The 22,378-nt window shown below is 42.3% G+C and carries 26 protein-coding genes and 3 pseudogenes; 15 read left to right on the top strand and 14 right to left on the bottom strand.

All coding sequences use genetic code 11. The features are described from left to right. The first annotated feature begins 186 nt into the window (after nucleotides 1–186). Nucleotides 187–600 carry a hypothetical protein gene (locus CHL76_RS14395; RefSeq protein WP_094908916.1) on the top strand — a complete coding sequence of 138 codons (414 nt, stop codon included), beginning with the start codon at nucleotides 187–189 and terminating at the stop codon, nucleotides 598–600. 32 nt (nucleotides 601–632) lie between these two features. Here the strand turns inward: CHL76_RS14395 and CHL76_RS14390 are convergent, their stop codons facing one another. The 5 genes and pseudogenes from CHL76_RS14390 to CHL76_RS17400 form a co-directional block, all read right to left on the bottom strand. Further along, the gene (locus tag CHL76_RS14390; protein WP_261764005.1) at nucleotides 633–815 is read right to left on the bottom strand and encodes a helix-turn-helix domain-containing protein; all 183 of its coding nucleotides are present in this window, start codon (nucleotides 813–815) and stop codon (nucleotides 633–635) included. A gap of 15 nt (nucleotides 816–830) precedes the next feature. Further along, the gene (locus CHL76_RS14385) at nucleotides 831–1,082 is read right to left on the bottom strand and encodes a helix-turn-helix domain-containing protein (RefSeq protein ID WP_094908914.1); all 252 of its coding nucleotides are present in this window, start codon (nucleotides 1,080–1,082) and stop codon (nucleotides 831–833) included. Nucleotides 1,083–1,332: 250 nt separating this feature from the next. Continuing rightward, nucleotides 1,333–1,599: pseudogene (locus CHL76_RS14380) on the bottom strand (Txe/YoeB family addiction module toxin). A 34-nt stretch (nucleotides 1,600–1,633) separates the two neighbouring features. Further along, nucleotides 1,634–1,840, bottom strand: coding sequence for a type II toxin-antitoxin system Phd/YefM family antitoxin (locus tag CHL76_RS14375; RefSeq protein WP_094908931.1), 207 nt, complete (start codon nucleotides 1,838–1,840; stop codon nucleotides 1,634–1,636). A 304-nt stretch (nucleotides 1,841–2,144) separates the two neighbouring features. Further along, on the bottom strand, nucleotides 2,145–2,279 hold the full coding sequence (locus CHL76_RS17400) for a hypothetical protein (RefSeq protein WP_261764002.1): 135 nt from the start codon (nucleotides 2,277–2,279) through the stop codon (nucleotides 2,145–2,147). A gap of 101 nt (nucleotides 2,280–2,380) precedes the next feature. Here CHL76_RS17400 and CHL76_RS14370 point away from each other — a divergent pair, with 101 nt between their 5' ends. The 4 genes and pseudogenes from CHL76_RS14370 to CHL76_RS14355 form a co-directional block, all read left to right on the top strand. Next, complete coding sequence (locus tag CHL76_RS14370; RefSeq protein WP_094908913.1) at nucleotides 2,381–2,845, top strand: tyrosine-type recombinase/integrase; 465 nt, start codon at nucleotides 2,381–2,383, stop codon at nucleotides 2,843–2,845. Between the two features lie 117 nt (nucleotides 2,846–2,962). Beyond that, nucleotides 2,963–3,277 carry a tyrosine-type recombinase/integrase gene (locus CHL76_RS14365; protein ID WP_094908912.1) on the top strand — a complete coding sequence of 105 codons (315 nt, stop codon included), beginning with the start codon at nucleotides 2,963–2,965 and terminating at the stop codon, nucleotides 3,275–3,277. Between the two features lie 310 nt (nucleotides 3,278–3,587). After that, nucleotides 3,588–5,420, top strand: a complete 1,833-nt coding sequence (locus CHL76_RS14360) for an alpha/beta hydrolase family protein (protein ID WP_094908911.1) — start codon at nucleotides 3,588–3,590, stop codon at nucleotides 5,418–5,420. Nucleotides 5,421–5,553: 133 nt separating this feature from the next. Beyond that, nucleotides 5,554–5,985: pseudogene (locus CHL76_RS14355) on the top strand (N-6 DNA methylase); the annotation flags it as partial. 4 nt (nucleotides 5,986–5,989) lie between these two features. Here the strand turns inward: CHL76_RS14355 and CHL76_RS14350 are convergent. Beyond that, nucleotides 5,990–6,457, bottom strand: a pseudogene (locus tag CHL76_RS14350) (malate:quinone oxidoreductase); the annotation flags it as partial. 188 nt (nucleotides 6,458–6,645) lie between these two features. After that, the gene (locus CHL76_RS14345) at nucleotides 6,646–7,506 is read right to left on the bottom strand and encodes a FadR/GntR family transcriptional regulator (protein WP_233133455.1); all 861 of its coding nucleotides are present in this window, start codon (nucleotides 7,504–7,506) and stop codon (nucleotides 6,646–6,648) included. A 227-nt stretch (nucleotides 7,507–7,733) separates the two neighbouring features. Between CHL76_RS14345 and CHL76_RS14340 the strand changes: the two genes are divergently transcribed. Beyond that, complete coding sequence (locus tag CHL76_RS14340; protein ID WP_094908908.1) at nucleotides 7,734–9,320, top strand: L-lactate permease; 1,587 nt, start codon at nucleotides 7,734–7,736, stop codon at nucleotides 9,318–9,320. A gap of 488 nt (nucleotides 9,321–9,808) precedes the next feature. Here CHL76_RS14340 and CHL76_RS14330 read toward each other — a convergent pair whose 3' ends face one another. After that, on the bottom strand, nucleotides 9,809–10,075 hold the full coding sequence (locus CHL76_RS14330; protein ID WP_094908906.1) for a Txe/YoeB family addiction module toxin: 267 nt from the start codon (nucleotides 10,073–10,075) through the stop codon (nucleotides 9,809–9,811). Beyond that, complete coding sequence (locus CHL76_RS14325) at nucleotides 10,068–10,316, bottom strand: type II toxin-antitoxin system Phd/YefM family antitoxin (protein WP_094908905.1); 249 nt, start codon at nucleotides 10,314–10,316, stop codon at nucleotides 10,068–10,070. The genes CHL76_RS14330 and CHL76_RS14325 overlap by 8 nt, the downstream gene beginning before the upstream one ends. A 399-nt stretch (nucleotides 10,317–10,715) precedes the next feature. Between CHL76_RS14325 and CHL76_RS14320 the strand changes: the two genes are divergently transcribed. Both CHL76_RS14320 and CHL76_RS14315 read left to right on the top strand, forming a co-directional pair. Continuing rightward, the gene (locus CHL76_RS14320) at nucleotides 10,716–11,774 is read left to right on the top strand and encodes a tyrosine-type recombinase/integrase (RefSeq protein WP_094908904.1); all 1,059 of its coding nucleotides are present in this window, start codon (nucleotides 10,716–10,718) and stop codon (nucleotides 11,772–11,774) included. A 262-nt stretch (nucleotides 11,775–12,036) separates the two neighbouring features. After that, on the top strand, nucleotides 12,037–12,333 hold the full coding sequence (locus CHL76_RS14315; RefSeq protein ID WP_094908903.1) for a hypothetical protein: 297 nt from the start codon (nucleotides 12,037–12,039) through the stop codon (nucleotides 12,331–12,333). Here CHL76_RS14315 and CHL76_RS14310 read toward each other — a convergent pair. Further along, complete coding sequence (locus CHL76_RS14310) at nucleotides 12,330–12,845, bottom strand: hypothetical protein (RefSeq protein ID WP_094908902.1); 516 nt, start codon at nucleotides 12,843–12,845, stop codon at nucleotides 12,330–12,332. The two genes, CHL76_RS14315 and CHL76_RS14310, sit on opposite strands and share 4 nt — an antisense overlap. 430 nt (nucleotides 12,846–13,275) lie before the next feature. Between CHL76_RS14310 and CHL76_RS14305 the strand changes: the two genes are divergently transcribed. The 3 genes from CHL76_RS14305 (at nucleotide 13,276) to CHL76_RS14295 (ending at nucleotide 14,605) form a co-directional block, all read left to right on the top strand. Next, nucleotides 13,276–13,590, top strand: a complete 315-nt coding sequence (locus CHL76_RS14305) for a helix-turn-helix domain-containing protein (RefSeq protein ID WP_158219193.1) — start codon at nucleotides 13,276–13,278, stop codon at nucleotides 13,588–13,590. Between the two features lie 131 nt (nucleotides 13,591–13,721). Beyond that, nucleotides 13,722–13,910, top strand: a complete 189-nt coding sequence (locus CHL76_RS14300) for a hypothetical protein (RefSeq protein ID WP_094908900.1) — start codon at nucleotides 13,722–13,724, stop codon at nucleotides 13,908–13,910. Then, complete coding sequence (locus tag CHL76_RS14295) at nucleotides 13,910–14,605, top strand: nucleotidyltransferase (RefSeq protein ID WP_094908899.1); 696 nt, start codon at nucleotides 13,910–13,912, stop codon at nucleotides 14,603–14,605. The genes CHL76_RS14300 and CHL76_RS14295 overlap by 1 nt, the downstream gene beginning before the upstream one ends. 217 nt (nucleotides 14,606–14,822) lie before the next feature. Here the strand turns inward: CHL76_RS14295 and CHL76_RS14290 are convergent, their stop codons facing one another. The 4 genes from CHL76_RS14290 to CHL76_RS14275 form a co-directional block, all read right to left on the bottom strand. After that, nucleotides 14,823–16,070, bottom strand: a complete 1,248-nt coding sequence (locus CHL76_RS14290) for an MFS transporter (protein ID WP_094908898.1) — start codon at nucleotides 16,068–16,070, stop codon at nucleotides 14,823–14,825. A 67-nt stretch (nucleotides 16,071–16,137) separates the two neighbouring features. Then, a complete protein-coding gene (locus CHL76_RS14285; RefSeq protein WP_158219192.1) occupies nucleotides 16,138–17,562 on the bottom strand; it encodes a glycoside hydrolase family 32 protein in 1,425 nt (474 codons plus the stop codon). Between the two features lie 177 nt (nucleotides 17,563–17,739). Beyond that, nucleotides 17,740–18,717 carry a LacI family DNA-binding transcriptional regulator gene (locus tag CHL76_RS14280; RefSeq protein ID WP_094908896.1) on the bottom strand — a complete coding sequence of 326 codons (978 nt, stop codon included), beginning with the start codon at nucleotides 18,715–18,717 and terminating at the stop codon, nucleotides 17,740–17,742. Between the two features lie 52 nt (nucleotides 18,718–18,769). Beyond that, nucleotides 18,770–19,375, bottom strand: a complete 606-nt coding sequence (locus tag CHL76_RS14275; protein WP_094908895.1) for a recombinase family protein — start codon at nucleotides 19,373–19,375, stop codon at nucleotides 18,770–18,772. Between the two features lie 958 nt (nucleotides 19,376–20,333). On the opposite strand from CHL76_RS14275, the gene CHL76_RS14270 reads away from it, so the two are divergent. The 4 genes from CHL76_RS14270 (at nucleotide 20,334) to CHL76_RS14260 (ending at nucleotide 22,057) form a co-directional block, all read left to right on the top strand. Next, complete coding sequence (locus CHL76_RS14270; protein ID WP_094908894.1) at nucleotides 20,334–20,678, top strand: hypothetical protein; 345 nt, start codon at nucleotides 20,334–20,336, stop codon at nucleotides 20,676–20,678. Nucleotides 20,679–20,772: 94 nt separating this feature from the next. Beyond that, nucleotides 20,773–21,045 (top strand): hypothetical protein, encoded by a 273-nt coding sequence (locus CHL76_RS14265; RefSeq protein ID WP_079474015.1) that lies wholly within the window; start codon nucleotides 20,773–20,775, stop codon nucleotides 21,043–21,045. Between the two features lie 129 nt (nucleotides 21,046–21,174). After that, nucleotides 21,175–21,348, top strand: coding sequence for a hypothetical protein (locus CHL76_RS17135; RefSeq protein ID WP_158219191.1), 174 nt, complete (start codon nucleotides 21,175–21,177; stop codon nucleotides 21,346–21,348). A 97-nt stretch (nucleotides 21,349–21,445) separates the two neighbouring features. After that, nucleotides 21,446–22,057, top strand: coding sequence for an N-acetylmuramoyl-L-alanine amidase family protein (locus CHL76_RS14260; protein WP_094908893.1), 612 nt, complete (start codon nucleotides 21,446–21,448; stop codon nucleotides 22,055–22,057). The last annotated feature ends 321 nt before the right edge of the window (nucleotides 22,058–22,378 follow it).

The raw sequence follows: 22,378 nt of genomic DNA, 5'->3' as shown, positions 1-22,378 counted from the left end.
AGGCATTGATGTGGCCATTGTTGATCCAGCGGACAAGCACTATTATCAGCCGTTGCGAACGCTGGTCGGGGCAGAAATTTTGATAAGAGCAAATCAGAACGGAGCGAAGCCTCGTTTATTCTCAAAGGCGTCACCTGATATCTGCAGCGGACAGAGATTTTTCAGCCGGAAGGAAATACGAGCCAGATGCAAGATGGGTTTACCATACATTACAAATACCTGGTAGTGTGTCCGGGCCTGCAGTTCGATCGGCATAATATTGGGGGATTGGAAGAAAACCCGGGGAAAAATGGAGTGTGCAGCAACTATTCGTATGAGCATGTTCAGTACACGGGGGAATGCATTCGTGATTTTCAAAGTGGAAACGCCGTCTTCTCCTATCTGCAATCGGCTATTAAATGCGGTGGGGCACCGCAAAAAATTATGTATCTGGCGGAAGAAGCCTTTCAGAAACAAGGAGTCCGGGGCCAGAGCAACGTGTCATTCTATTCAGCGAATGCCGATATGTTTTCCGTCGAAAAGTATACTAAGGTCTTAAACCAAATTATTGAAGATCGGGGTATTGTATGCGCATTTCCAACAGAATTTAATTCATATTGACGGGCAAAACGGAAAAGCGAACTTCCAGGATGTCAATACGCTCTTCGTTGGTTAACGCTTTTGGTTGCCGGGAGCGGCCGCGCCGGTCCCCCAGGGGCTTTCCAGCCACCCTGTGCATATTTCCGGGCCCGTCGGTAGATCTGATGGTAGGAAACCTGATGCTGCTCGGCGATACGGCTGTAATCGTTCTGTTGGGCTAGGCAGTCCTGCATAATCGTTATTCGTTCCTGCTAAATGGTGGAGCGTTCGTGTGTCATCGGAGAACCTCTTCGTTTCTTGGATAGGGCCCCTTGATGATATTGCATGATCCACCTCTGAAGCACGGGTCTATTCGAAATGCCGTAGATATGAATAATATCCCGCTGAGGTATCCCATTGTTCAGGTATGCTTCCACAGCTTCTTGTTTCCGTTCTGAGGAATATCGCTTCCACTGGGTCGCTTTCGTTAGTGCTACACCTCCATGGCGTTCGTACCTCTCCATCCAGTCTTTTAACGTTGATCCGCGAATGCCTCAACGATCACAAAAATCACCTACACTCTCCATGCATTGGTGAAAAGCGTGAACCACGCTATTTTCTGCTCGTTGGTATATCCGCGATAAGACATAAAAAATGCTCTCCTCTAAGCAAAACAGATGGTTTATTTCATCTGCCTACTTAAAGGGGAGCATACCAGGCACAGCAAGCCTTTCTATTTACTGTCTTACAAGGAAATTTTTCAACAAGCTTCATTTAATAATGATATTTGCAAGCAACGATACTGATTTGTGTTTCGTCCACGGTATACACTAATCGATGCTCGATATCAATACGACGACTGTAAAAGCCGGCTAAATTTCCTTTTAATTTCTCTGGTTTCCCCATACTTTCTAAAACCTCATCTCATTCAATACTTTTAATCAATTGATTCATACGTTAGAGCGTTTTTTTATCTTTGGTCTGCCAGTACTGGTAGTCCTGAAACGCATGATGGGTGAATAAATCATTCAGTTTACTTATCAATATCAACGGACGTGGTTTCTTCCTGATTTTATTAATTGATGGCTTCCGATAGATGTTTGGCGTTGCTAGGGTTGTTTAACAGATAGATGGTTTCAAGGTATTGACGGTATTCGTCATCGGAGATGAGCACCGCATTTCGTTCTTCGGTGGTAATGATGACGGCTTCGTTGTCGTCGTTGACTTTATCAATCAATCCCTTAAAGTTTTTTCGCGCATTGGAGTAATTCATGACGGTCATTGTTATCAGCTCTTTTCTTGTATTGTACAATTTGTTGATGATCTTCTCACGCAGCTTTCTTCTTAACGAACATTTGAATTTTATCATTGAAAAGCAGGGCTTTATAAGATGGTTGGTACAGGCGTCAAAAATCATTAGTACTTCTTTCAAAACTTGGGAAAGATTTCTAGTAAGTATTAGAAGTGTGTTGGAAGTTATGAGAAGTTTTCAAAGTATCTTTATTCACAATGTATAAACAATTACGTTTACATAAACATAATTGTTTAATTTATTAAAAAACATATTTATTTGTATTTTTAACCAACTATAAACCATTTGGGAATGATAAAATAAAGGCTAAAGAAATTTCCTTAGGTTTTGGAATAAATACAATAATAATGGGGAGAGCATGAAATGAACCATCTTGTTTTACCAGGACATCAAACTCAAGCTCTTTCATTGAAGAGGTCTCGCTCGTTTCTGCACAGTGATTTGTATACAGATATCTCTTCACAAGGCTTCGAAGGGATAGAGTAGGGAGAGATACCTGACGAATTTTTAATGTACATCTATTTACATAAAAACAATACGCTTCGTAAACAGCGAAGCGAGCGGACAAAGCGTAAATATGTAGAAACGCTTGTCCCCTTCCTTACATATGTGCAAGCGTTCGGGGGATTAAAAGAAATTTCTGCGCAACGGGTCTACGCGTATCAGCTACATCTCAAGCGAGAGAAAGGATACAAAGCGAGCACGCTGGCACGTCATAGCACGGTCGTTAAACAGTTCCTGCGGTTCCTCGTGCAGGAAAACATGATGGACACCGCTTTGACGACAAAAAGGGCGCCCGTTGCTCAACCGAGAGAGGAGCTCGTAGACCGGGGTCTCCATGAGCATGAAGTTGAGCAATTACTAACCTATTTCAGCCAGAAAGATTCATTTGCATATACGTTGTTAGTCGTTTTAACGAGCACGGGGATGCGGATTGAAGAGCTGGCAAATGCCAAGTGGCGTGATTTGGAGTGACGTTCGCCAGAAGGGGCTTTTTTTCTACATATTACGGGGGAGGGAGAAAAGGAACGTCCGATTTTTCTTTTCGCCGATGTATTGCACATCCTCCAGAATTTCCGAAAAGAGAGGGAAATGATTACAGAGACCTTTACAGGAGGCTTTGCGTTCTTTCCAAAAAAATGGGGAAACTACTTAGGGGATCGTTTCAGCAAGCTCATGGCCTCAGCGCCATTTCCATTTGTCCAGCATCGTCGAGACCCAATTACACCACACACGTGTCGTCATTATACGACCTATTATATGTTAGAGCATGGAGCTGACCTTGCTTCCGTTCGGGATATGCTGGGCCATACATCGATACGAACGACAGAGCGCTATCTCCTTCGGAGAAGAAACTATGAGGAGCATGCTAGATTGAAAATGAATACGAATAATTTTACGAGTTAAAAATATTAGTGCTGTCTAAAATTTGTTAACCGTTTTTAATTCAAGGATGCTAACTCATTTTTGGGTTAGTTACTATAATTACGAGGGTTAACAATTTTACAGCCTTAAAGATAGAAATGAGAATTTTATGAATTGAAAGTATTGAAAACGCTTTTATTTAATGGTAATGTTATTCCTAAGTTAATATGAAGTGCTCAGAATGTTGAGATAGGCACAGTTTCCCTGTAATAAGGGACAACTGTGCCTTTTTTGAGTTTAAGAGAAAGGAGGGCGGAGAAGTTAAGAGGTTTACATCCAAAGGGGGATAAAAATGAAAAAGACAAAAAGTCGGGCCAAGTTACTGACGTTGATTGCTGTATTACTGTGTGTCATAAGCGGCATTGGAGCTTCGTTCGTTCAAACATCGGGTGCCCAGGTAGAAGTAAAAGACATGCGATGGGAAACGCCTTCGGGCAAAATGATGAGTGCTTTACTTTATGTTCCGAAAAGTGCTACAGAAAACAACCAAGCCCCGGGGATCGTCACTAGTCACGGGTGGTATAATAATCGAGAGATGCAGGACTTGAATTTCGTAGAGTACTCCCGTCGTGGGTACGTGGTGATGTCCATTGATATGTATGGCCATGGAAATTCGGAAGCAGTAAAACCGACAGAATGGGAACAAAGAGGCACAGGAATGTATGACGCCGTAGAATTAATGGCTGATCTGCCTTATGTGAACACGGAGAATATTGGTATCACGGGCCACTCCAACGGAGCACGTGCAGCAAATTGGTCTATTGATGTGGATAATCAAAAAGAAAATCCCCTCATTTCTTCGGTATTGCTCGTAGGACATGATGCCGATTACACCAACCCTCAAAATGAAAATTATTATAACAAATATGGAGGACGCGATGTTGGTATTGTAGCGGCACAGTATGACGAGTTCTTCTTTCGTACCCAGCAAGAGGATGGGAGCTTCACGAAGCCAAGAAACTACATAAATACGGACAACGCGCAATCATTTTTACATTTTGGGGCCTCCCCAACGGACTATACCGATGAACGTGAAAGCTATACAATGTACGAACAAGAAATACAAGGCACCGAGGCATCAAGAGTTATTTATAACCCTGCCCAAACGCATCCTTGGAACCATTTTTCGGGTCATGTGGTGTATAATAGTTTAAATTTCTTTGAATCTTCTTTGGGAGCGCCTGATCCTATCCATTCCGGAAATCAAATATGGCAATGGAAAGCCTTATTTAATTTTATTGGTTTAGTCGGTTTCGTGATGTTCCTCGTAAGTTTTTGTAAACTATTATTATTCACCAAACTGTTTTCATCCTTACGGGCATCTTCGCCATCACAACCGTCAATCCTAATATCGAATCAGCAAAAAGCATGGTTTTGGGGCGGCCTTTTCGTAAGTGCTGTATTTTCAGGACTATCATATCTATGGTTGTTTAATTGGACGACAGCTATTCGACCAAGCTTTTTCCCTCAATCCTATACGTTTTATGTCGGGATGTGGGCGGCTATTAACGGGTTATTTGCTATAGGAGTCATACTGCTGTCAAGAATAGTTACGCCGAAAGAAGAACGAAGTTCTTTAAAAGATATAGGGGTCACGATACAACCAAAGAGTTTAGGGAAAACGATACTATTAGCTCTCATTGTTTGTGTCGCCACTTATAGTTTGGTGTTCTTAAGCGATTATTTATTCAAGACGGACTACCGTTTATGGGTCTTGGGAGTGAAATCATTTACGCCAGACAAGCTAGTGATCGCTTTAAAATATCTTCCGTTTTTCATTTTGTTTTTCGTTGCTAATTCCATAGCTATTAACTGTTTTAATTATGTATGGATCGGTAAAAAAGAGTGGATTAATACCCTGTTTGTAGCGTTATTTAACGTTCTAGGGGTGCTGGTGATATTTGTCATCCAATACAGCACGTTTTTTATTACAGGAGAAGTATTCTTTTCCAATGTTTCGGCTATTGTTGGCATATGGCTAACCACATTTTTAGTTATTTTGCCAGGGGCTGCTATCGTTTCAAGAAAAATTTTCCGAGTAACCTTGAATCCATATTTAGGGGGCTTAATTTACGCCATCATGGTTACAGTCATATCCGTGACAAATACGCTAACGCAAATCTAATAAAAATAAAGATGAAGCAAACGGCTCGTGAAAAAACCTCAATATATCGTTGAGGTTTTTTTATAGTCTAAAACCTTAACTTCTAGACAACATACCAAACACCCCATTTTTATCGTTGAAAATGGGGTGTTTTCCATATAAAGGCCGTATTTACGACCCTTGCTGTGGGTCAGGCGGGATGTTTATTCAAAGCGAAAAATTCGTCGAGAACCACCAGGGAAAGCTAGGAGACATCGCTGTCTACAGACAGGAATCGAATCCAACGACCTGGCGTTTATGCAAAATGAACTTGGCCATACGCGGCATTGATAGCAATCTCGGAGGTGAGCATGCAGATACCTTTCACAAGGACTTGCACAAAAGCTTGAAGGCAGACTATATTCTGGCCAACCCTCCATTCAATATCAGTGACTGGGGCGGCAACCGGTTATTAGATGATGCCCGTTGGAACTTCGGTATCCCGCCAGAAGGAAATGCCAACTATGCGTGGATTCAGCACATGATCTCGAAGTTGACTCCTTCTGGTTCGGCAGGTTTTGTATTATCGAACGGTTCCATGTCTACGGGGCCTGCCTGATTTGCTCGGGATCCTCGGAAAATTCCATGCCCTGAAACTGGGGATGGCCGTCGAGGGCCTCGAACCGTTTCTTCAGAAAATTTACGTGATCCTGCCCGTACACAAAGCTGATGTGAGGAAGGGGACGGATAAACTCCTCCGGGTTCTGAAGATCGCCCTGGTCCACCAGATGCGCCCAGAGCTGTCGTGAAATCTGAAACTGTGCATTAATTTCAACCCCCCGGCCGGTCTTCAAAGAGCCGTCCGGCTGCTCGGGCGTATAGTTCAGCTCACAGAGCGCCGCGTGACCGGTACCGGCGTTGTTCCATTCATTCGAGCTCTCCTGCCCGGCGGAATCGAGCTTCTCAAAAATAGTAATGCGCCACTCCGGCGCCAATTTATTCAAAAGCGTGGCGAGCGTCGCACTTACGATACCGGCGCCGATCAGAATAATGTCGGTCGTTGTGTCATGACTACGCATCGTCTTCCTCCTTTAGATGATGCAACAAGTTGAGTTTATACAGAAAATAAACCTGTCATGCGTCTGTGACGCTGATTTTGCAGATGTTTATCTTGCGAAGGATTGGCAGACCTAATCCCTCTTTTAATGATTGTGATTGGCTTTCCGCTGAACCGAAGCAAGGAAGGCAGAAACGCATGGTAGATTGTCTACATGTTTCGATGTTTCATCCCTTGAGACAGCACATGCTCCACATTGATGAGGTGTCTGCTCATGGCCTCAGCAGCCGATTCGTTTTGGTGGTTTTCGATGGCATAAAAGATTTGTTGATGTTCGTCAATCAGGTTTTGAGAGGATCGTTGTTCGAAAAACAACCATACTTTTCTGGTTTCATACATGGTTTTTTGCAAGGTATCGGAAAGCCGACTCATCATTTGTTGGAGGAGGTGATTTCCGGAGGCTTCGGCAATGGTTAGATGGAAACGAACATCACCCTGTTCGCCGAGATCCCCCGAACCGTTGGACGCCTGTGTCATTTGTTCCAGCGCGTCCCGCATCTGTTCCAGGTGACCGTCTGTCCGTCGAAGTGCAGCCAGTTCGGCAGCTCCTTTCTCCAGCACATGACGGACTTCAAACAGTTCTTTCATGGTTTGCGTCGAAAGAAGGGCAGGGCTGTTCATCATTTCTGTGATGGTGGAAGCATCGTATTGGTTCACAAAAGTGCCTTCCCCCTGGCGAATCGTGACAATGTCGACGGCTTGCAATGCACTTAACGCTTCCCGAACGGCGGAGCGGCTGACCTCGAACTGTTCCGAAAGCGCAATGACGGAAGCCAGTTTGTCCCCGGGTTGTATTTCTCCACGTTTGATCATGTCTTCAATTTTTTCTCGAACTACTTCAGCGATTTTTTTCGTTTCAATACGTTCGATAGGCATTAATGGCTTCTCCTCTCGTGGATGCTGGGATCGCTCTACGTTCTTGATCGTTTGTGCGTCAGCGTTGGTCTCGCTGCCCTGCTTTAGGCAAAGCATAAAAACGATAACTATTTTATTTTCTATAGATATGGTCATCAGATGAGGAGCATGAATTCATTGTATCATCAGTAGAAACCGCTTTCAATTATCAAGCTGTTTTTGAACAAAGAACTAGAAAAAGCATCTTTTGGTCACAAAACATATTGCAAATATGAATGTAAGCGATTACGATATGGAATATGGTCATCTGATGACCATATTACCCCTATCCTTGATGAGCGGTAAGAGCGAAAGCATCATGATATCAAAGAGGAGGAAATCAAATGTTAATGATCGTGGCCTTAAGCGCTGTGATTGTACCATTTCTGTTGTTGGTCCTGCTGCGAATGCCGGCAATTAAAGGGATGTCTATCAGTGCCGTTGTTGTCATTCTATTAGCGATCACCGTGTGGGGAATGGAAAGCCAAGTGATTGCTTCGTCGATCCTCCAGGGTGTACATAAAACCTTGACCATTTTATTCATTTTGTTTGGAGCTCTGGTTCTTTTGAATACCCTCAGGAACACGGGGGCAGTGAATCGCATTAATCAGGGGTTCCAGAGTATTTCTCAGGATATGAGGGTCCAATTGATCTTTGTCGCCTTTTTGTTCGGATCGTTAATTGAAGGGGCGGCAGGGTTTGGTACCCCGGCGATGGTGACGGCGCCGTTAATGCTCGCGCTAGGTTTTAAGCCCTTGGCGGCGGTGGCGACAGCGCTCATTGCTGACAGTACTGCCGTCGCCTTCGGAGCGGTAGGAACGCCCGTGTTGGTCGGCTTAAGCACTTTGCCCGAAGCGGATGCTGCCTTTTATCAGGATGTCGGTTTTACGGTCACCCTCATTGATTTATTCGCGGGCATGTTCATTCCTTTTATCCTAATGCTCGTTCTGACGTTGTTCTTTGGTAAAGGAAAGGGTATCAAGGACGCTATGGTGATGCTTCCCTGGACCCTGCTTATTGGGATCACGTATAACGGATCCGCATTAGTATATGCATATTTGTTTGGCCCGGAGTTTGTAGCGATTCTTGGTTCGTTAACGGGACTGGTGGTGGCCGCGGTGACTGCTAAAAAAGGATGGTTGCTCCCAACGTCCACATGGACCGATGCTATGCAGGAGGATTTCAAGATAAGTCACGAACGATCCGAGATGGGATTAATCCGGGCGTGGCTTCCGTATATCATTGTTGTTCTCTTATTGCTTCTCACCCGTATTGTTCCTTGGTTTCAGAAATTCACCCAGACCGCCATTGATTTAACCTGGACGAATATTTTGGGGGTGGAAGGGGTCACGTCGGAATGGGAACTGCTTTATTCTCCCGGCACAGTCCTCACGGTCGCGGCTATCTTGGCCGTCGTCGTTCAACGAAAACGGCTGGGCCACTTTGGGCGGGCAGCCACGCAGTCGTTGGCTACGATTAAAATTACCGCTGTGACTCTTGCGGCCACGCTTGCCATGGTTCATGTGTTTAGTAATTCCGGGATGAATGCGAGCGATTTGATGAGCATGCCGGAGTACATTGCGCAGGGGATGGCAGCCGCCTTCGGCCCAATGTGGATCTTTGCCGCCCCGTTCCTCGGGGAATTGGGGTCTTTTATTACCGGAAGCGCCACCGTTTCAACGCTTACCTTCTCCCCAATTCAGTACAATATCGCAGAGGCCACGGGCGCGAATGTCCACGTGGTGCTTGCTGCTCAACTGGTGGGAGCCGGCGCGGGAAATATGATTTGTGTGCATAACGTGGTTGCTGCAAGTGCTGTTGTAGGAATGCAGGGAGAGGAAGGGAATGTTATCCGAAAAACCTTGGGACCGGCGCTCTTATACGGGATCCTGGCGGGTATTGGCGGATTCGTTTTGATGAACATTTTATAAAACGGCTAATGGGTTGAAGGTGGACACTAATACCAACTTCAACCCCTTCACTATTTCTTGATATATTTTAAAATAAAGAAAATAATGCTTCGGAGGTGGTTCCGGATCATTTTTAAAAACATAAAAGCACGGCTAGCCGATGCCCCAACACAAAAATTCCTCAGGGGAAAACCATGGTTTTTTACCCTCTACTTCCAAGGAATAAATCAGGTAGATTTGGATTCTTTTATCCTATCTTTATCCAATGGTCAACCGCGGGGGAAAAAGGTGGATTAGTGTTCTTTGATTAGAAAATTTCAAGTACCATAATTAAAAAAACAACAAATAACTCTTGCGATAGCGGGACAAATAATAAATTAATTCTGCCACCCTCTCAAAAAGTAAGCTTTTTGAGAGGGTTTTTCTGGTCACGCAAAAAAGCTTCCTGGAAGGGACCAGCAAGCCTCTCTCTTTTACTAATTATAAGAAAGTTTTTTTATGTGTTTAATCTAATAATGGTATCTGCAAGCAACGATACTGATTTGTGTTTCATCCACGGTATACACCAGTCGATGCTCGATATCGATGCGACGACTGTAAAAGCCGGCTAAATTTCCTTTTAATTTCTCTGGCTTCCCAACGCCGTCTAACGCCCCGTCTCGTTCAATGCTTTTAATTAATTGATTAATGCGTTTGAGCATTTTTTTGTCCTTGGTTTGCCAATACTGATAATCTTGAAACGCATTGTGAGTGAATAAGACGTTCAATTTACTCATCGATATCTACGGTCGTGGTTTCTTCCTGGTTCAATTGATTGATAGATTCCGATAGGTGCTTGGCATTGCTCGGGTTGTTTAACAGATAGATGGTTTCAAGATATTGATTGTATTCGTCTTCCGAGATAAGGACAGCGTTTCGTTCTTTAGTCGTGATGATAACGGCTTCGTTGTCGTCGTTGACTTTATCAATTAACCCCTTAAAGTTCTTTCGCGCGTTGGAGTAATTCATGACGGTCATCGTTATCAGCTCCTTCTTCTTTATTGTACAATTAAATGTACAATTTGTCTATGAGCTTCCCAATCTATTTTTGTTTGAACAAATATGGAAATTTTTAGTTTTTAAAAACGACTTTTATAAAACAATTGATACACAGGCCAAAAACTATTAGTACTTCTTTCAAAACCCTGTTGAAGCTTTCTAGTACGTATCAAAAGTGTGGCGGATGTTATGAAAGGTTTCAAAATGTCCTTATTGAATATATAAACAATTACGTTTACATAAAAGTAATTGTTTAACTTATTAATATTTGTATTTTTAACCAACTATACATCATCTAAGCATGATAAAATAAAGGCTAAAGAAAGCTTCAATTTCCTTAGGTTTTTAAAAGAAGGTTAATAAGAAGGGAGAGCTAGAGTGAACAACCTCGTATTACCAACAAATCAAACACAAACCCTCTCATTAGAAGAATCTCATTCGTTTCTCAATAGCGAATTATATATGGATATTTCCGCGCAGGGATTTGAAGGAGTCGAGTGGGAACAGATACCCGATGAATTTTTAATGTACATCTATTTACATAAAAACAATACGCTGCGTAAACAGCGAAGCGAACGAACAAAGCGCAAATATGTAGAAACGCTTGTCCCATTCCTTACTTATGTACAAGAGTTCGGAGGATTAAGGGAAATTTCTGCTCAACGTATTTATGCGTATCAGCTATATCTCGAGCGAGAGAAGGGATATAAGGCGAGCACGTTGGCACGTCATAGTACGGTCATTAAACAGTTCCTGCGATTTCTCTTACAGGAAGATATGTTGGAAACCGATTTAACGACGAAAATGGCACCCGTTGCTCAACCGAGAGAAGAACTAGTGGACCGGGATCTTCATGAGCACGAAGTTCAGCAATTACTTTCTTATTTTAAACAGCAAGATTCGTTTGCTTATACTTTGTTAGTCGTTTTAACGAGCACAGGCATGCGGATTGAAGAGTTGGCAAATGCCAAGTGGCGCGATCTAGAATGGCGTTCGCCAGAAGGGGCTTTTTTTCTACACATTACGGGGAAGGGAGAAAAGGAGCGACCTATTTTTCTTTTCGCCGATGTGTTGAGTATCCTCCAAGACTTCCGGAAAGACCGGGGAATGGTCACAGAGTCTTTTACAGGAGATTCTGCGTTCTTACCAAAGAAAAATGGGGGGCATTATCATGTAAACTACTTAGGGGATCGTTTCAGCAAGTTCATGGCCTCAGCGCCATTTCCATTTGTCCAGCACCGTCGAGATCCTATTACACCACATACGTGTCGTCATTATACGACCTATTATATGTTAGAGCATGGAGCTGACCTTGCTTCAGTACGGGACATGCTGGGGCATGCGTCGATAAGAACCACAGAGCGCTATCTCCTTCGGAGAAGAAACTATGCGGAGCATGCTGGATTGAAAGTGAACACGAATAATTTTACGAGTTAAAAATATCTATTTGGTTTAAATAATATATTGACTGTTTTTAATTCGAGGGTTCCGGCTTATTTCTCAGGTTAGTTACCATAATGACGATTATCAGTAGTTTTCATACAAAAAAGCAAAGCCTAGTTATAAAGGCTTTACTTTCTAATGGTTTTCTATTGTTAAAAATTGGATAAAATAATACATCTGTAGCTATTGTTTGTTATCATTTTCCAGTAACAGTTATAAAATAAGCAAAAAAACAAACTGGATAAGGAGACGTATGATGGATAAGCAAGAAAAACAGAATGAGCACCTCTCGGGAGCATTGTTAGCCTTCATTCTTTTAATCTTCATCCCCGTATTTTTGTCGAACATTATTTTTGCATTCAGCCCAGAGTTGATGGGAAACAGTTGGAAAAACTTTTTCGTCGTTCTTGTTATTGATCTTGTGCTTATATGGAGCTATGCCTCTAGCTTGAAAGATGTTGAATATCGTATAGAAAAAGTACTTTATTTGGTGTTGCTGGCCTTAATAATTGTGGGGGCATTAAGTATTTCTATCGCCAAATTAATAGCTTAAGTAATAATGAAAAAGATCGTTCGAACAACTGGTTTGGCTACCCAACCTGGAACTCCTTGGTTCATTAAGTAATGTTCTGTAGCAGCTTGGGCACTATCAAAGGTACCTGTGACACTGCCTAAATATTTTGCTATACCGGCAGCTGTTATAGCTTTCTTATACTGAGATTTCTTTGATTTAGAAAGGCCTGGTGTTTTGTCAATCGCGGTATCAATAGCGTTATCGATTTTCGTTTTATTACTTTCAATCGCTTTTTTAGCTGCTTTAAGAGTAATGGTAGCTTTCCCTTTTACTACCTCGTCTTGATCGGTATCAAATTCTTGTTCATATATAGTGTCAATTGCTTCTTTTTCTTCCTGTGTTAATGCTCCAGCGCTTTGTTCTTCGGAACTATGCGTATTTGGCGTCTCTTGACCAGAAGCAAGAGTGCTACTCAGGTAAGCTGCTACACTAGAAAGTGTTATAGCACTAGCAGAAGAAATAATGATGAACTTCTTTTTCCATGAAAACATGGCTAAGCATCTCTTTTTGGGGTTTTCTTGAATATATTACATAAATTAACATTTAAGATGATAGAAAGTAACATAATCGGCCGCTTTCTTAGAATATTTTAATAATCCTTTTAACATGATAGAAGAATAAGGCAAGTTAAATAGAATACGTAAAAATTTTTCCAATCTAGTATGTTGATACTTATTAGAAGTTCATTAAGTTTTAAAATCATCTAAAACTCTTAACTTCTAGACGACGACCTAAACTTCCCATTTTTTCGATGCAAAAATGGGGGATTCCGTCTAAAAGTTCCTCTAATAGCCCCCTACAAGATAAGAGTCTTTAAGACCCCTTGAACCTATGCAGGCTATTCTCCGATAATAATTCCATAAAAATGTCGATGACTTCTCATGACAAGCCATGCTACGGTATAAAGAAAGAAACCTAACAATGGAGCGTGATGCAGCGATGGCACGCCATGAAGCAGAACAACGGCATGTAGATCTCTTTGGCGAACAAAAGATGCTGGAGGCGAAAACGCGAGGACGCCTAGCCGTTCAAATCAAACAGGCGCGCAAAGCCGAGGGGTGGACGCAACAAGCACTAGCTGAACAAATGGGAATGTCGGTATCTACGATTCGACGCATAGAATCGGGATCAACGATGCCAAGTATAAGTACGTTAATGACGGTAAGCCAAGTGCTTTCTATTACCTTCATCATTGGAGAGTCGTCAAAATATAGGAGTCCTTTTCCCAACGCATGAGCATTTTCGGTGCTTTATGCCTTGTTTTCCATCGCCCATCATAAGGGGAGTAAAGCTGCTTCGATACCTTTGTGTTGTTGCTTATGATAAAATGAATATCAAGAACTATGCCCTTGAGAGGGGGAAATCTAATGCGAAACATGACGATCGAACAAATTAATGCGAATATTGAAAAGCGCCAATCGATGATTACGGCCATCAAAGAAAACAAACAACGAGGTTCCACCGAGATGCCTGGGTGGACGAATGAACGGACAAGGGAACGGACGCAAACCGAACAAGAGTTATTACAACGGTTTGCCAAGAGAGGGTACAAGTAATGGCCACCCCCTCATCGATCCAGGAGTCCCGTTTGTATCTTGCTCAGTTGGATCCGACAAATAAATTCGATACGATGATGAAAATGGCAGGCGTGATCACCAAGCACTTAGAAGAAGAAGGTATCCAGCCCATCGTTGTCGGAGGTTTATCTGTAGAACTTTATTCTAGAGAGCAATACACCACAAGAGATATCGATTTCGTCGCCCCTAATCATCATCAAATTAGCCGGGTGTTAGACCAATTGGGGTTTCGATCCTATGGCAAAGACTTTTATCATGATGAACTGAATGTATCAATTGAAGTCCCCTCCACCACATTAACAGGCGATCCAGAGAAAATCGTAAACCTTTCTTATGAAGGGTTTACGATCAACATTATAGGCATTGAAGATATTATCATTGATCGCATTCAGCATGCGTTAAATACAAAAACAACGCTAGATTTAGATGATGCAAGAATTCTCATGATTACCCAATATGACGAGATTGATTGGACGTATTTTAACGTTCATACGCTGATGCAAGAACCCTACTCCATGATGGGCATCGATGCGAAAAGAGGGATGTATTGGATTGAGAACATGCATCAACGAATTGAACAAGCGGATGAATCAGACACCATAGAAACGATGGCGGCATCGACCGACATCGACAGGCAATTAGCCAGAGGAACGATCAATGTCGAAGACTTATGAATCATGGGATTTTGTTCAGATATTAAACACGATTTTTTTATTGGGGATGCGCTCCCTAATACAAATGATAAAGTATCGTTATAATAGGTTGGTTGTTATCAATAAAAAAAGAGATGCCCTTATATCAAATTTAAGGAGTATCTCTTTTTTTATTACATCTTAGAAATAATTACACAGGAATGGATCTCTTGTTCGTAAAAGCAATAATTTGTATAGATTAAGTTTTATCTGGAACCGTTTCATACGTTTCCATCCGTTGAGGCTCCTGGTTGTCATTGTTAAGCGTGATAAACGAAAAGAGGACGAAGACAGTGACCACCGACCCAAGAATGTAGAAGGTCGTTTCATAACTCGTTAAATCATAGACGTAGCCCACGAGCCCGGAAAATAGAATGACGCCTAATTCGCTGGAGACCTTAAAGCCGACCAAATAGACGGTAGCGGAAAGTCGTACGTCAAAATTGGCGGTAATATACTTAAACACCGCGATCAGCAACAACGGAAGTTCGACGGCATGAAGCATCTTCATGAACGAAATCCCAACGCCACTGGTAACGGTAGCCGAGCCAAGAATACGAAAGGCCATAATACTTCCGGCTAGAACGAGAGATCGTTTGATCCCTATTTTGTTAACAATAAAGGGAGCTAAAAAGAGGAACATAGCTTCGACAAAGACCTGGGCCGAATTCAAAAATCCGTAAATGGTGTTTCCCTGCTCTTGACTTGCAAACAGCTCCACAAAGTACACCGGAAACAACTGCTGATCGTACACGGTATAAATGCAAACGGTTCCAAACAAATAAATTAACAAGAACCAAAAGACTTTATTGGTAAATAGAAACCGAAGATCTTTCTTTGAAATATTTGTGGTCTGTTTTTGTTCCTTGGTCGAAATGTCGACTTTGAAGAAAAAATTCAATGCTAAAAATAACACTCCAGCTGCCGAAGCCAGCCAAAAATTGATATGAGGATTGATGCTCATGAGGGCACCGGCTCCAAGCGCAGCGACCGCATAGCCTAATGAGCCCCACATGCGGGATTTTCCGAACTCAAAATCGTATTTCCGGCTCAATTTTTCGGTATAAGATTCTAAAAATCCGGCCCCTGCCACAAATCCAGCGCCTAGATAAATGGCCCCTAATGCAGCTCCCAGGTAAAATGATGATAATAGTAACGGTTCATAAACATAGATGACAAAGGGAGCGATGCCGACCAACAATATACTCTGGAACCAAACGAGGTTTTTTTTGATTCCTAGTTTGTCCTGAAGCAGCCCATAGCCAATCATAAACAGAAGGGCAAAAAATGAATTAAACGAATAGATATTGCCAACCTGAGCACCGGATAGGCCCAACGAATTGTTGAGCCATATCGCATAAAAGGACCACCAGATCGACCAGGTCACGAAAAATAGAAACAAATACCCTGATGAAAACCAATACTTGCTGTTTTGGAACGTATTCATGCGTTGCACACTCCTTTAGATGAGATGGAAGAAAGAATAGATCTTTTTCCCTTGAAGGTAATTGCTGTTAGTTTACCGGCGTGTGCTGATCATTCCATATGGACACACGATCGGTAATATTTACGTTGTCTAACACAAGTGGTTGGTCTTTGCAGAAGACTTCCAAACGAGAGAGTGAGCCCTTTGGAAAGAGTAAGGTCGTCGAAACACTCAGGCCGTCATTGATAAACAATTCGATGGATGCATGATCGAGCAGACAATGAACTTTTTCGACCTTCCATCGGTGCAGGGAACCGGTGTGCTCGCCTGGGAAGTGAGGGGAAAAGTCGGTCATGCCCTCCGTCCGGTGCACCGTGTAGGTATGCTTGGATTCATCAAACTCCACGGTAAATCTCTCTTCCAAGTCACTAATGAAATATATCCCCCAACCAGTACTGCTATTCTTTTCTCCCACGGTCAATTGAATGTCCGAGAGCGGGCTTATATCGAAAGCGGCAATATCGTTGGTTGGCACCAGCCTCTGGCTCTTGTCCGTTTGGGTCTGTTCGTCCCATAAATCATCAGGTAAAGTAGGAGTCTGTTTTAATACGTAGGTGTCGTTCACCTGTTGAAGCGAGAGCCGACGGACTATGCTCATCGAACTGCGCCAAGGAGAAACGGGAACCTTCCCTGCGTACTGCCAGTTGTTCATCCATCCGATCCAGTATCTGGATGCGGTGTTTTCCCATGAAACAGCAGCGTAAAAATCGGTGCCTTCGTCTGCCCATTTGATGGCCTCCGTTGGTGTTTCATTCGCGTGAAATTGGACCCCATCAAAATCGCCGGTGAAATATTGGACGGCAGAGCCGCCGTTAGGGCCCCCGTCGTTAATGCTCACGATAAGGACCCATTGTTGCGTGGCAGTCGATTCCACGGTTAAAGAAAAAAGGTCCGGGCATTCCCATACGCCCGCGTGGGAACCATACTCTTGGCCAAAGGAAGATTGGTACGTCCAGTCAATGAGATTGGGAGAACGATAGAATTGAATGTGATCGCCGCATGCCAAGGACATTATCCACTTTTGGGTCTCTTCATGCCAAAACACTTTGGGATCCCGAAAGTCCTTGATGGTTTGATTTTCAATCACAGGGTTATGTTTGTATTTTGTCCATGTACGTCCGTGATCCTCGCTATAGGCGATGCTTTGCTGTTGAGTAGCACCATCCTGCGTATAGATGGCTACCATTCCTCCAGCTTCTTGTTGAAACAACCCACTGCTGTTCCCCTTATCAACGACGGCACCTCCGGAAAAAATAGTGCCGAGTTCGTCCGGCTCCAATGCGACAGGTAGTTCTTTCCAATGAGTAAGATCCTGGCTGACCGCATGACCCCAATGCATATGGGCGTGATCGTTTCCGTACGGGTTGTATTGATAAAATAAATGATATTCTCCCTCGAAATAGACTAAACCGTTAGGGTCATTCATCCAGTTCTCTCTTGGGGAGTAGTGCAATTGCTGGCGGAACGGTTCTTGATAGTACATACAATAACCATCCTTTCTGAGTTAATTTCTTTTTTGAAAGCGATAACAAGATAATGATTATTAGCATCATCTAATATTTTTCATGATATGTCAACCGGTTGACATAAAAAATAAAAAAACCAGTGAAGACGTTCACTGGTAGAAGGCTTACGTGGTATGGCCTTCTTTAACCTGGATAGGAAGCACGTTTTCTTTTTCTGGTTGGTTTTCATGCTGCATTTGTTTTTCCAGTACAGTAAGGGCAGTTTCTGCGAGGGCAGCAATCGGTTGAACAATCGTAGTTAACTCTGGATAAATGGTTTGAATGAGGTCCGTGCCGTCATACCCCACGACTTTTAAGTCGTTAGGAATACTGTAGCCAAGGCTGGTTGCATATTGCATGACTTTAATAGCGAGTAAATCATCACTCGCAAAAATACCGTCAACGTCCGGGTGGTCTTGAAATATTCTTTTAATGGTCTCCATATTGATATTCAAATAGGCCACGTCTGGTATTTCGTAGGTCATGGGTTCCTTATGATTTTTGCGCATCACGTCTTCATAAGCTTGCCGTCTTAAATTAGCAGGGGTATCCAGGGTTAAAGGTCCATTAATATGTATAGGCTTCTGGCACCCTTGGGTTAATAATTCCTGTGTGGCTGCCTCTCCGCCCTTATAATTATCCGAGCTGACGACATGCATATGGCTAGAGATATAGTGGTCGATGGCTACAGCTGGAGCAGAGTGATTTTTAGGAACTACCCCCCGGTTATAGGTGACGACAATAACGCCATCTACTTGGTTTCGCTGGAGCATATCCCAATATTCCTGCTCTTTATCGGCCTCGTGCAGGCTATTACAGAGCAGCACTTTGTACCCCTTGGTGTTGCAGGCATGTTCAATTTCAGCCACGAGTTCCCCATAAAACGGATTGCTGGTCGAGGGAACAATAACGCCTATCAAATTCGTTTTTTGATTGTATAGAGAGCGTGCAAGATCGTTCGGAATATAATTAATCATTTCCATGGCATGGTATACTTTATCTTTGGTCGATTGGCTAATGTATCCCCGGTTGTTGAGCACGCGAGATACCGTTGTCGGGGAAACTCCGGCTGCTTTGGCCACGTCTTGGATTTTAGGTTTCATTATTTTACTCCTCTTCATCATATAATTTCACGGACTATAATTATAAACTAAATCATCTTATATTTTCATATCGTTTCACTAACCGGTAAAAGGTACTATTCGATAACTCTAATCGACGCATGGCATCCACGGCCTTAATCTCTCCTGCTTTCCATTCCCGATAAGCTTCTTCAAACGCTTCCGTGATCGGCGTTTCTGGGCGGCCAAACTTCACCCCTTGGCCCTGAGCGGCATCGATCCCTTCGCGCTGACGAGTGCGGATCCGCGTCCGTTCTTCTTCCGCCATCCACGAGAGAATCTGCAGCACCAAGTCGACGATGAACGTTTTCATCGTATCATCCTGCTCTTTCGTGTTCAGCAGTGGCATATCCAGAACCACAATATCACACTGGATCGTTTTCGTGATCTCGTTCCATTCTTGAAGAATCTCTTCCTTGTTCCGGCCGAATCGATCCAGCGAATGAATGTACAGGACATCTCCCTTTCTTAAAATCCGTTTCAACAGCTGATACTGGTCCCGCTGAAAATTTTTCCCACTGGCCCGATCGACAAAGATGTCTCGTTCAACAATGCCAGCTTCTCGCATCGAAGCTAATTGCCGACTTTCATTTTGATCTTTACTGCTTACGCGTATGTATCCATAATTCCGATATTCCATATCGATGTACTCCTTTTTGAAATAGATGAAAAAGGAAATTAAGACTAAAAATCAGCCCATAACCTATCTGTTCATTATGGCACATGTCAAAATCATTTTCTAGGTATTTTGAAAGGAAAAAAGCCTGGGTTTGACCAGGCTTTGCGTATGTATCAAAACGTGTAAAAAGACGAAGAAGGAGAGAGCAAATGTGACAATGGAATCTTTACTAGTTGAAATTCTTTATTCATATTATTTCTTTTAAAATCATACCAGCATATGAAAATTGAAAAAACTTCTACAAATAATAAAAGATGATGAAGGAAAATATCAGATGAAAAAGCTTCGTGTAATGAAAAATCAATTAAATAGGTAAAACTCTTTTCATAATATGTTGGAAAGTAAATATCTAAAAATGACTGATAAACTAGCATAGTTTGAAGATTTTTATTAAGGTTTTTAGCATATTTTATATATTACGTAAACTGAAACATTTACGTAATATATAAAATGTAAGAACTTAAATTTAACATTCTAGGTTAAGAGGTAACTTCCGATAAGGACCGTTATGTTCACAAGGTACTAGCAAGACTTTACGTGATACGCTAGGTGTTTCCTTGATGCGGATATATGTGTCTTTACGTTAGTTGTGCCCAAAAATAAGATTAGAAGCAATAGAGAGGGGAGGGACAAGCATGTCTGAATATCAACTAAAACAAGTTAGGGAACAGAGAGACGGTACCAGGAGTACCTTGTGAAATAGATACATGTTCCATGAAAAACACAAAAGTAGAATACTATTTTAATTTATGTTCTAGAAGATAGTGACAACGACGATCAAATACACCATCAGTTACCGATATCTTTAATCGAATCGTTCCTAAAATGAAAACGTTCAGCATCCACTACGATGATAGGGTTGAAATCGTACAGTTAGAATATATTTTTTCTGCTAAATCAATGATACCAATAACAGCCATTGGAAGAACACTCTGTCACGAATGAATCCGAAGGAGACTTCACGATCCAAAGCAAAGGCTCGATCGCTATTAAGCAGGCCTCTAAATACTTAAAAGATAATGTAAAAAAAGTAGATGGATACATCAATAGTGGTATTGATAAGTTACCGGTAGGTTCCGAACGGAAAAAGACATGGAAAGCTGCTATATCGGTGGTGGGGATTGCAAACGTCATGGATCACTATGTAGGGATCGTAAGTAGTGTGGAAGAAGCAATGACTAATGCGATTGTAGACACGACCCCCATTCCAAAATGGGCGGCAAGTGGTATTTCTAAAACTGTGACCTTCTTCCTCCCAATTTAATATTTTGGATGGATTTCATTAGGAACATTATTCGTTAAAGTAAAAGTCCAGGGGAATCCTGGACTTTTTTATGTTAAAGGTGCGTGGTTGAAACATGAATAAATTTTGGGATATCTTGTACACCTCTCTATTTAGCTATTGGGTGTTTGGAACGGTTACGATTATTACCTGGTTAAGTGTGACCGACTATTTGGACCGTGTCTATGCCAGTATGCTCTATAATGCGGTATTCGCTCTAGCAAGTTTATATTTAGCGCTAGTTAATCGTGAAAATAAATTCAGAAAGAATTTTATTATTTTTCTCGTCGGTTTTTTCTATGCTTTAGCTGGTGTTACTCTTATCTTTTATTATCGAGTTCTTTCTTAAGTACATACCTAAAAAAGCAAAGCCTATGAATGAGGTTTTGCTTTTTTATTTACAGACTACTAATAATCGCGATTATGTAAAGAAAAAACTATGATTAACAATGATTTTAGAAAAAGAAGAGGGACTTTCATGATAGCCATGCCTATAACATTCAGCTCCATCATGTATAAAGCCATGTTTCAACAGCGTCCGAGCAGCCAAGGAAAAATGATGGCTCGTTCGATGAAAGTGCCTTCCGTGACGTATTTTTCTCCTAAGGGTTTTTGTATATGGCATGTTGCTTTAGGTCATACTTATGTTTAAAGGCAGTTCGTCGGGGCAACTTTGGGAGGTTGTACCAGCGCTTCGTGCTTAGTACAGTAAATGCATCCTGTCTTTCACTTTTTAGGAGGAAATTGACATGAAAAAATACATAGGAATGCTTTTAGCCGTGCTTTTTTTGGGAATGCTTTTTTTTGCGAATGAAACGGAAGCTTCGGTGGAAGGAAAAACGATTGCGCTTGATGCGGGGCATGGAGACAATGACTCAGGTGCTTCAGCGAATGGGCTCTATGAGAAGGAATTAGTGTATGATGTCGCCTATCGAACGAAGCAGCGATTGGAGCAAGCAGGAGCAGACGTCATTATGACTCGAAACGGGGACGATTACATCGAACTACAAGAGCGTGCTGCAATAGCGAACCGTAATAATGCTGACATTTTTGTTAGTGTTCATGCCAATGCGGCATCATCCACTTATGCAGAAGGAACGGAAACGTATCACTACCCGACCAGCGACGAGGGGCAACGGTTGGCTTTTAATTTGCAAGAAAGTATGGTCGATGAATTCGACAGCGATGATCGAGGGGTCAAATCAGCCAATTTTAGTGTGTTACGAAACACGGCGATGCCAGCAGCCTTGGTTGAATTAGGATTTGTGACTAATAGTAGAGAAGCGGAGCGCATGAAGACAAGCTCGTTTCGGAACGAAGCGGCCAATGCCTTATATTTGGGGATTCATCATCACTTTTAATAGATAGTGACAATATTTTTTTCACTCGGGATGGCAGTAAGAGGAAGCAGAAACGTATGATTTAATCATTGCAACAAATAATAAGTCGGTCATGCAGACATAAATGAAAACTTCCACGTAGTTTTAGAGTGACCCCATAATATGAGACAGGAAAAAACACCCCCAACGTCGTATTAGAGTGACCCCATAATATGAGACAGGAAAAAACACCCCCAACGTCGTATGTAGTATTAACGATGATCTGGAGGTGTTTTTTTGATGGGAACCAATCGATTTTATCCGGAAGAAGTAAAGCGCGAAGTCATTCGTTTGAAATTAGAG

Origin of the sequence: Marinococcus halophilus, assembly GCF_002265875.1 — a bacterium.
In the GTDB taxonomy this organism is placed as follows: Bacteria; Bacillota; Bacilli; order Bacillales; family Marinococcaceae; genus Marinococcus; species Marinococcus halophilus.
This window is presented reverse-complemented; position numbering and strand designations above follow the sequence as displayed.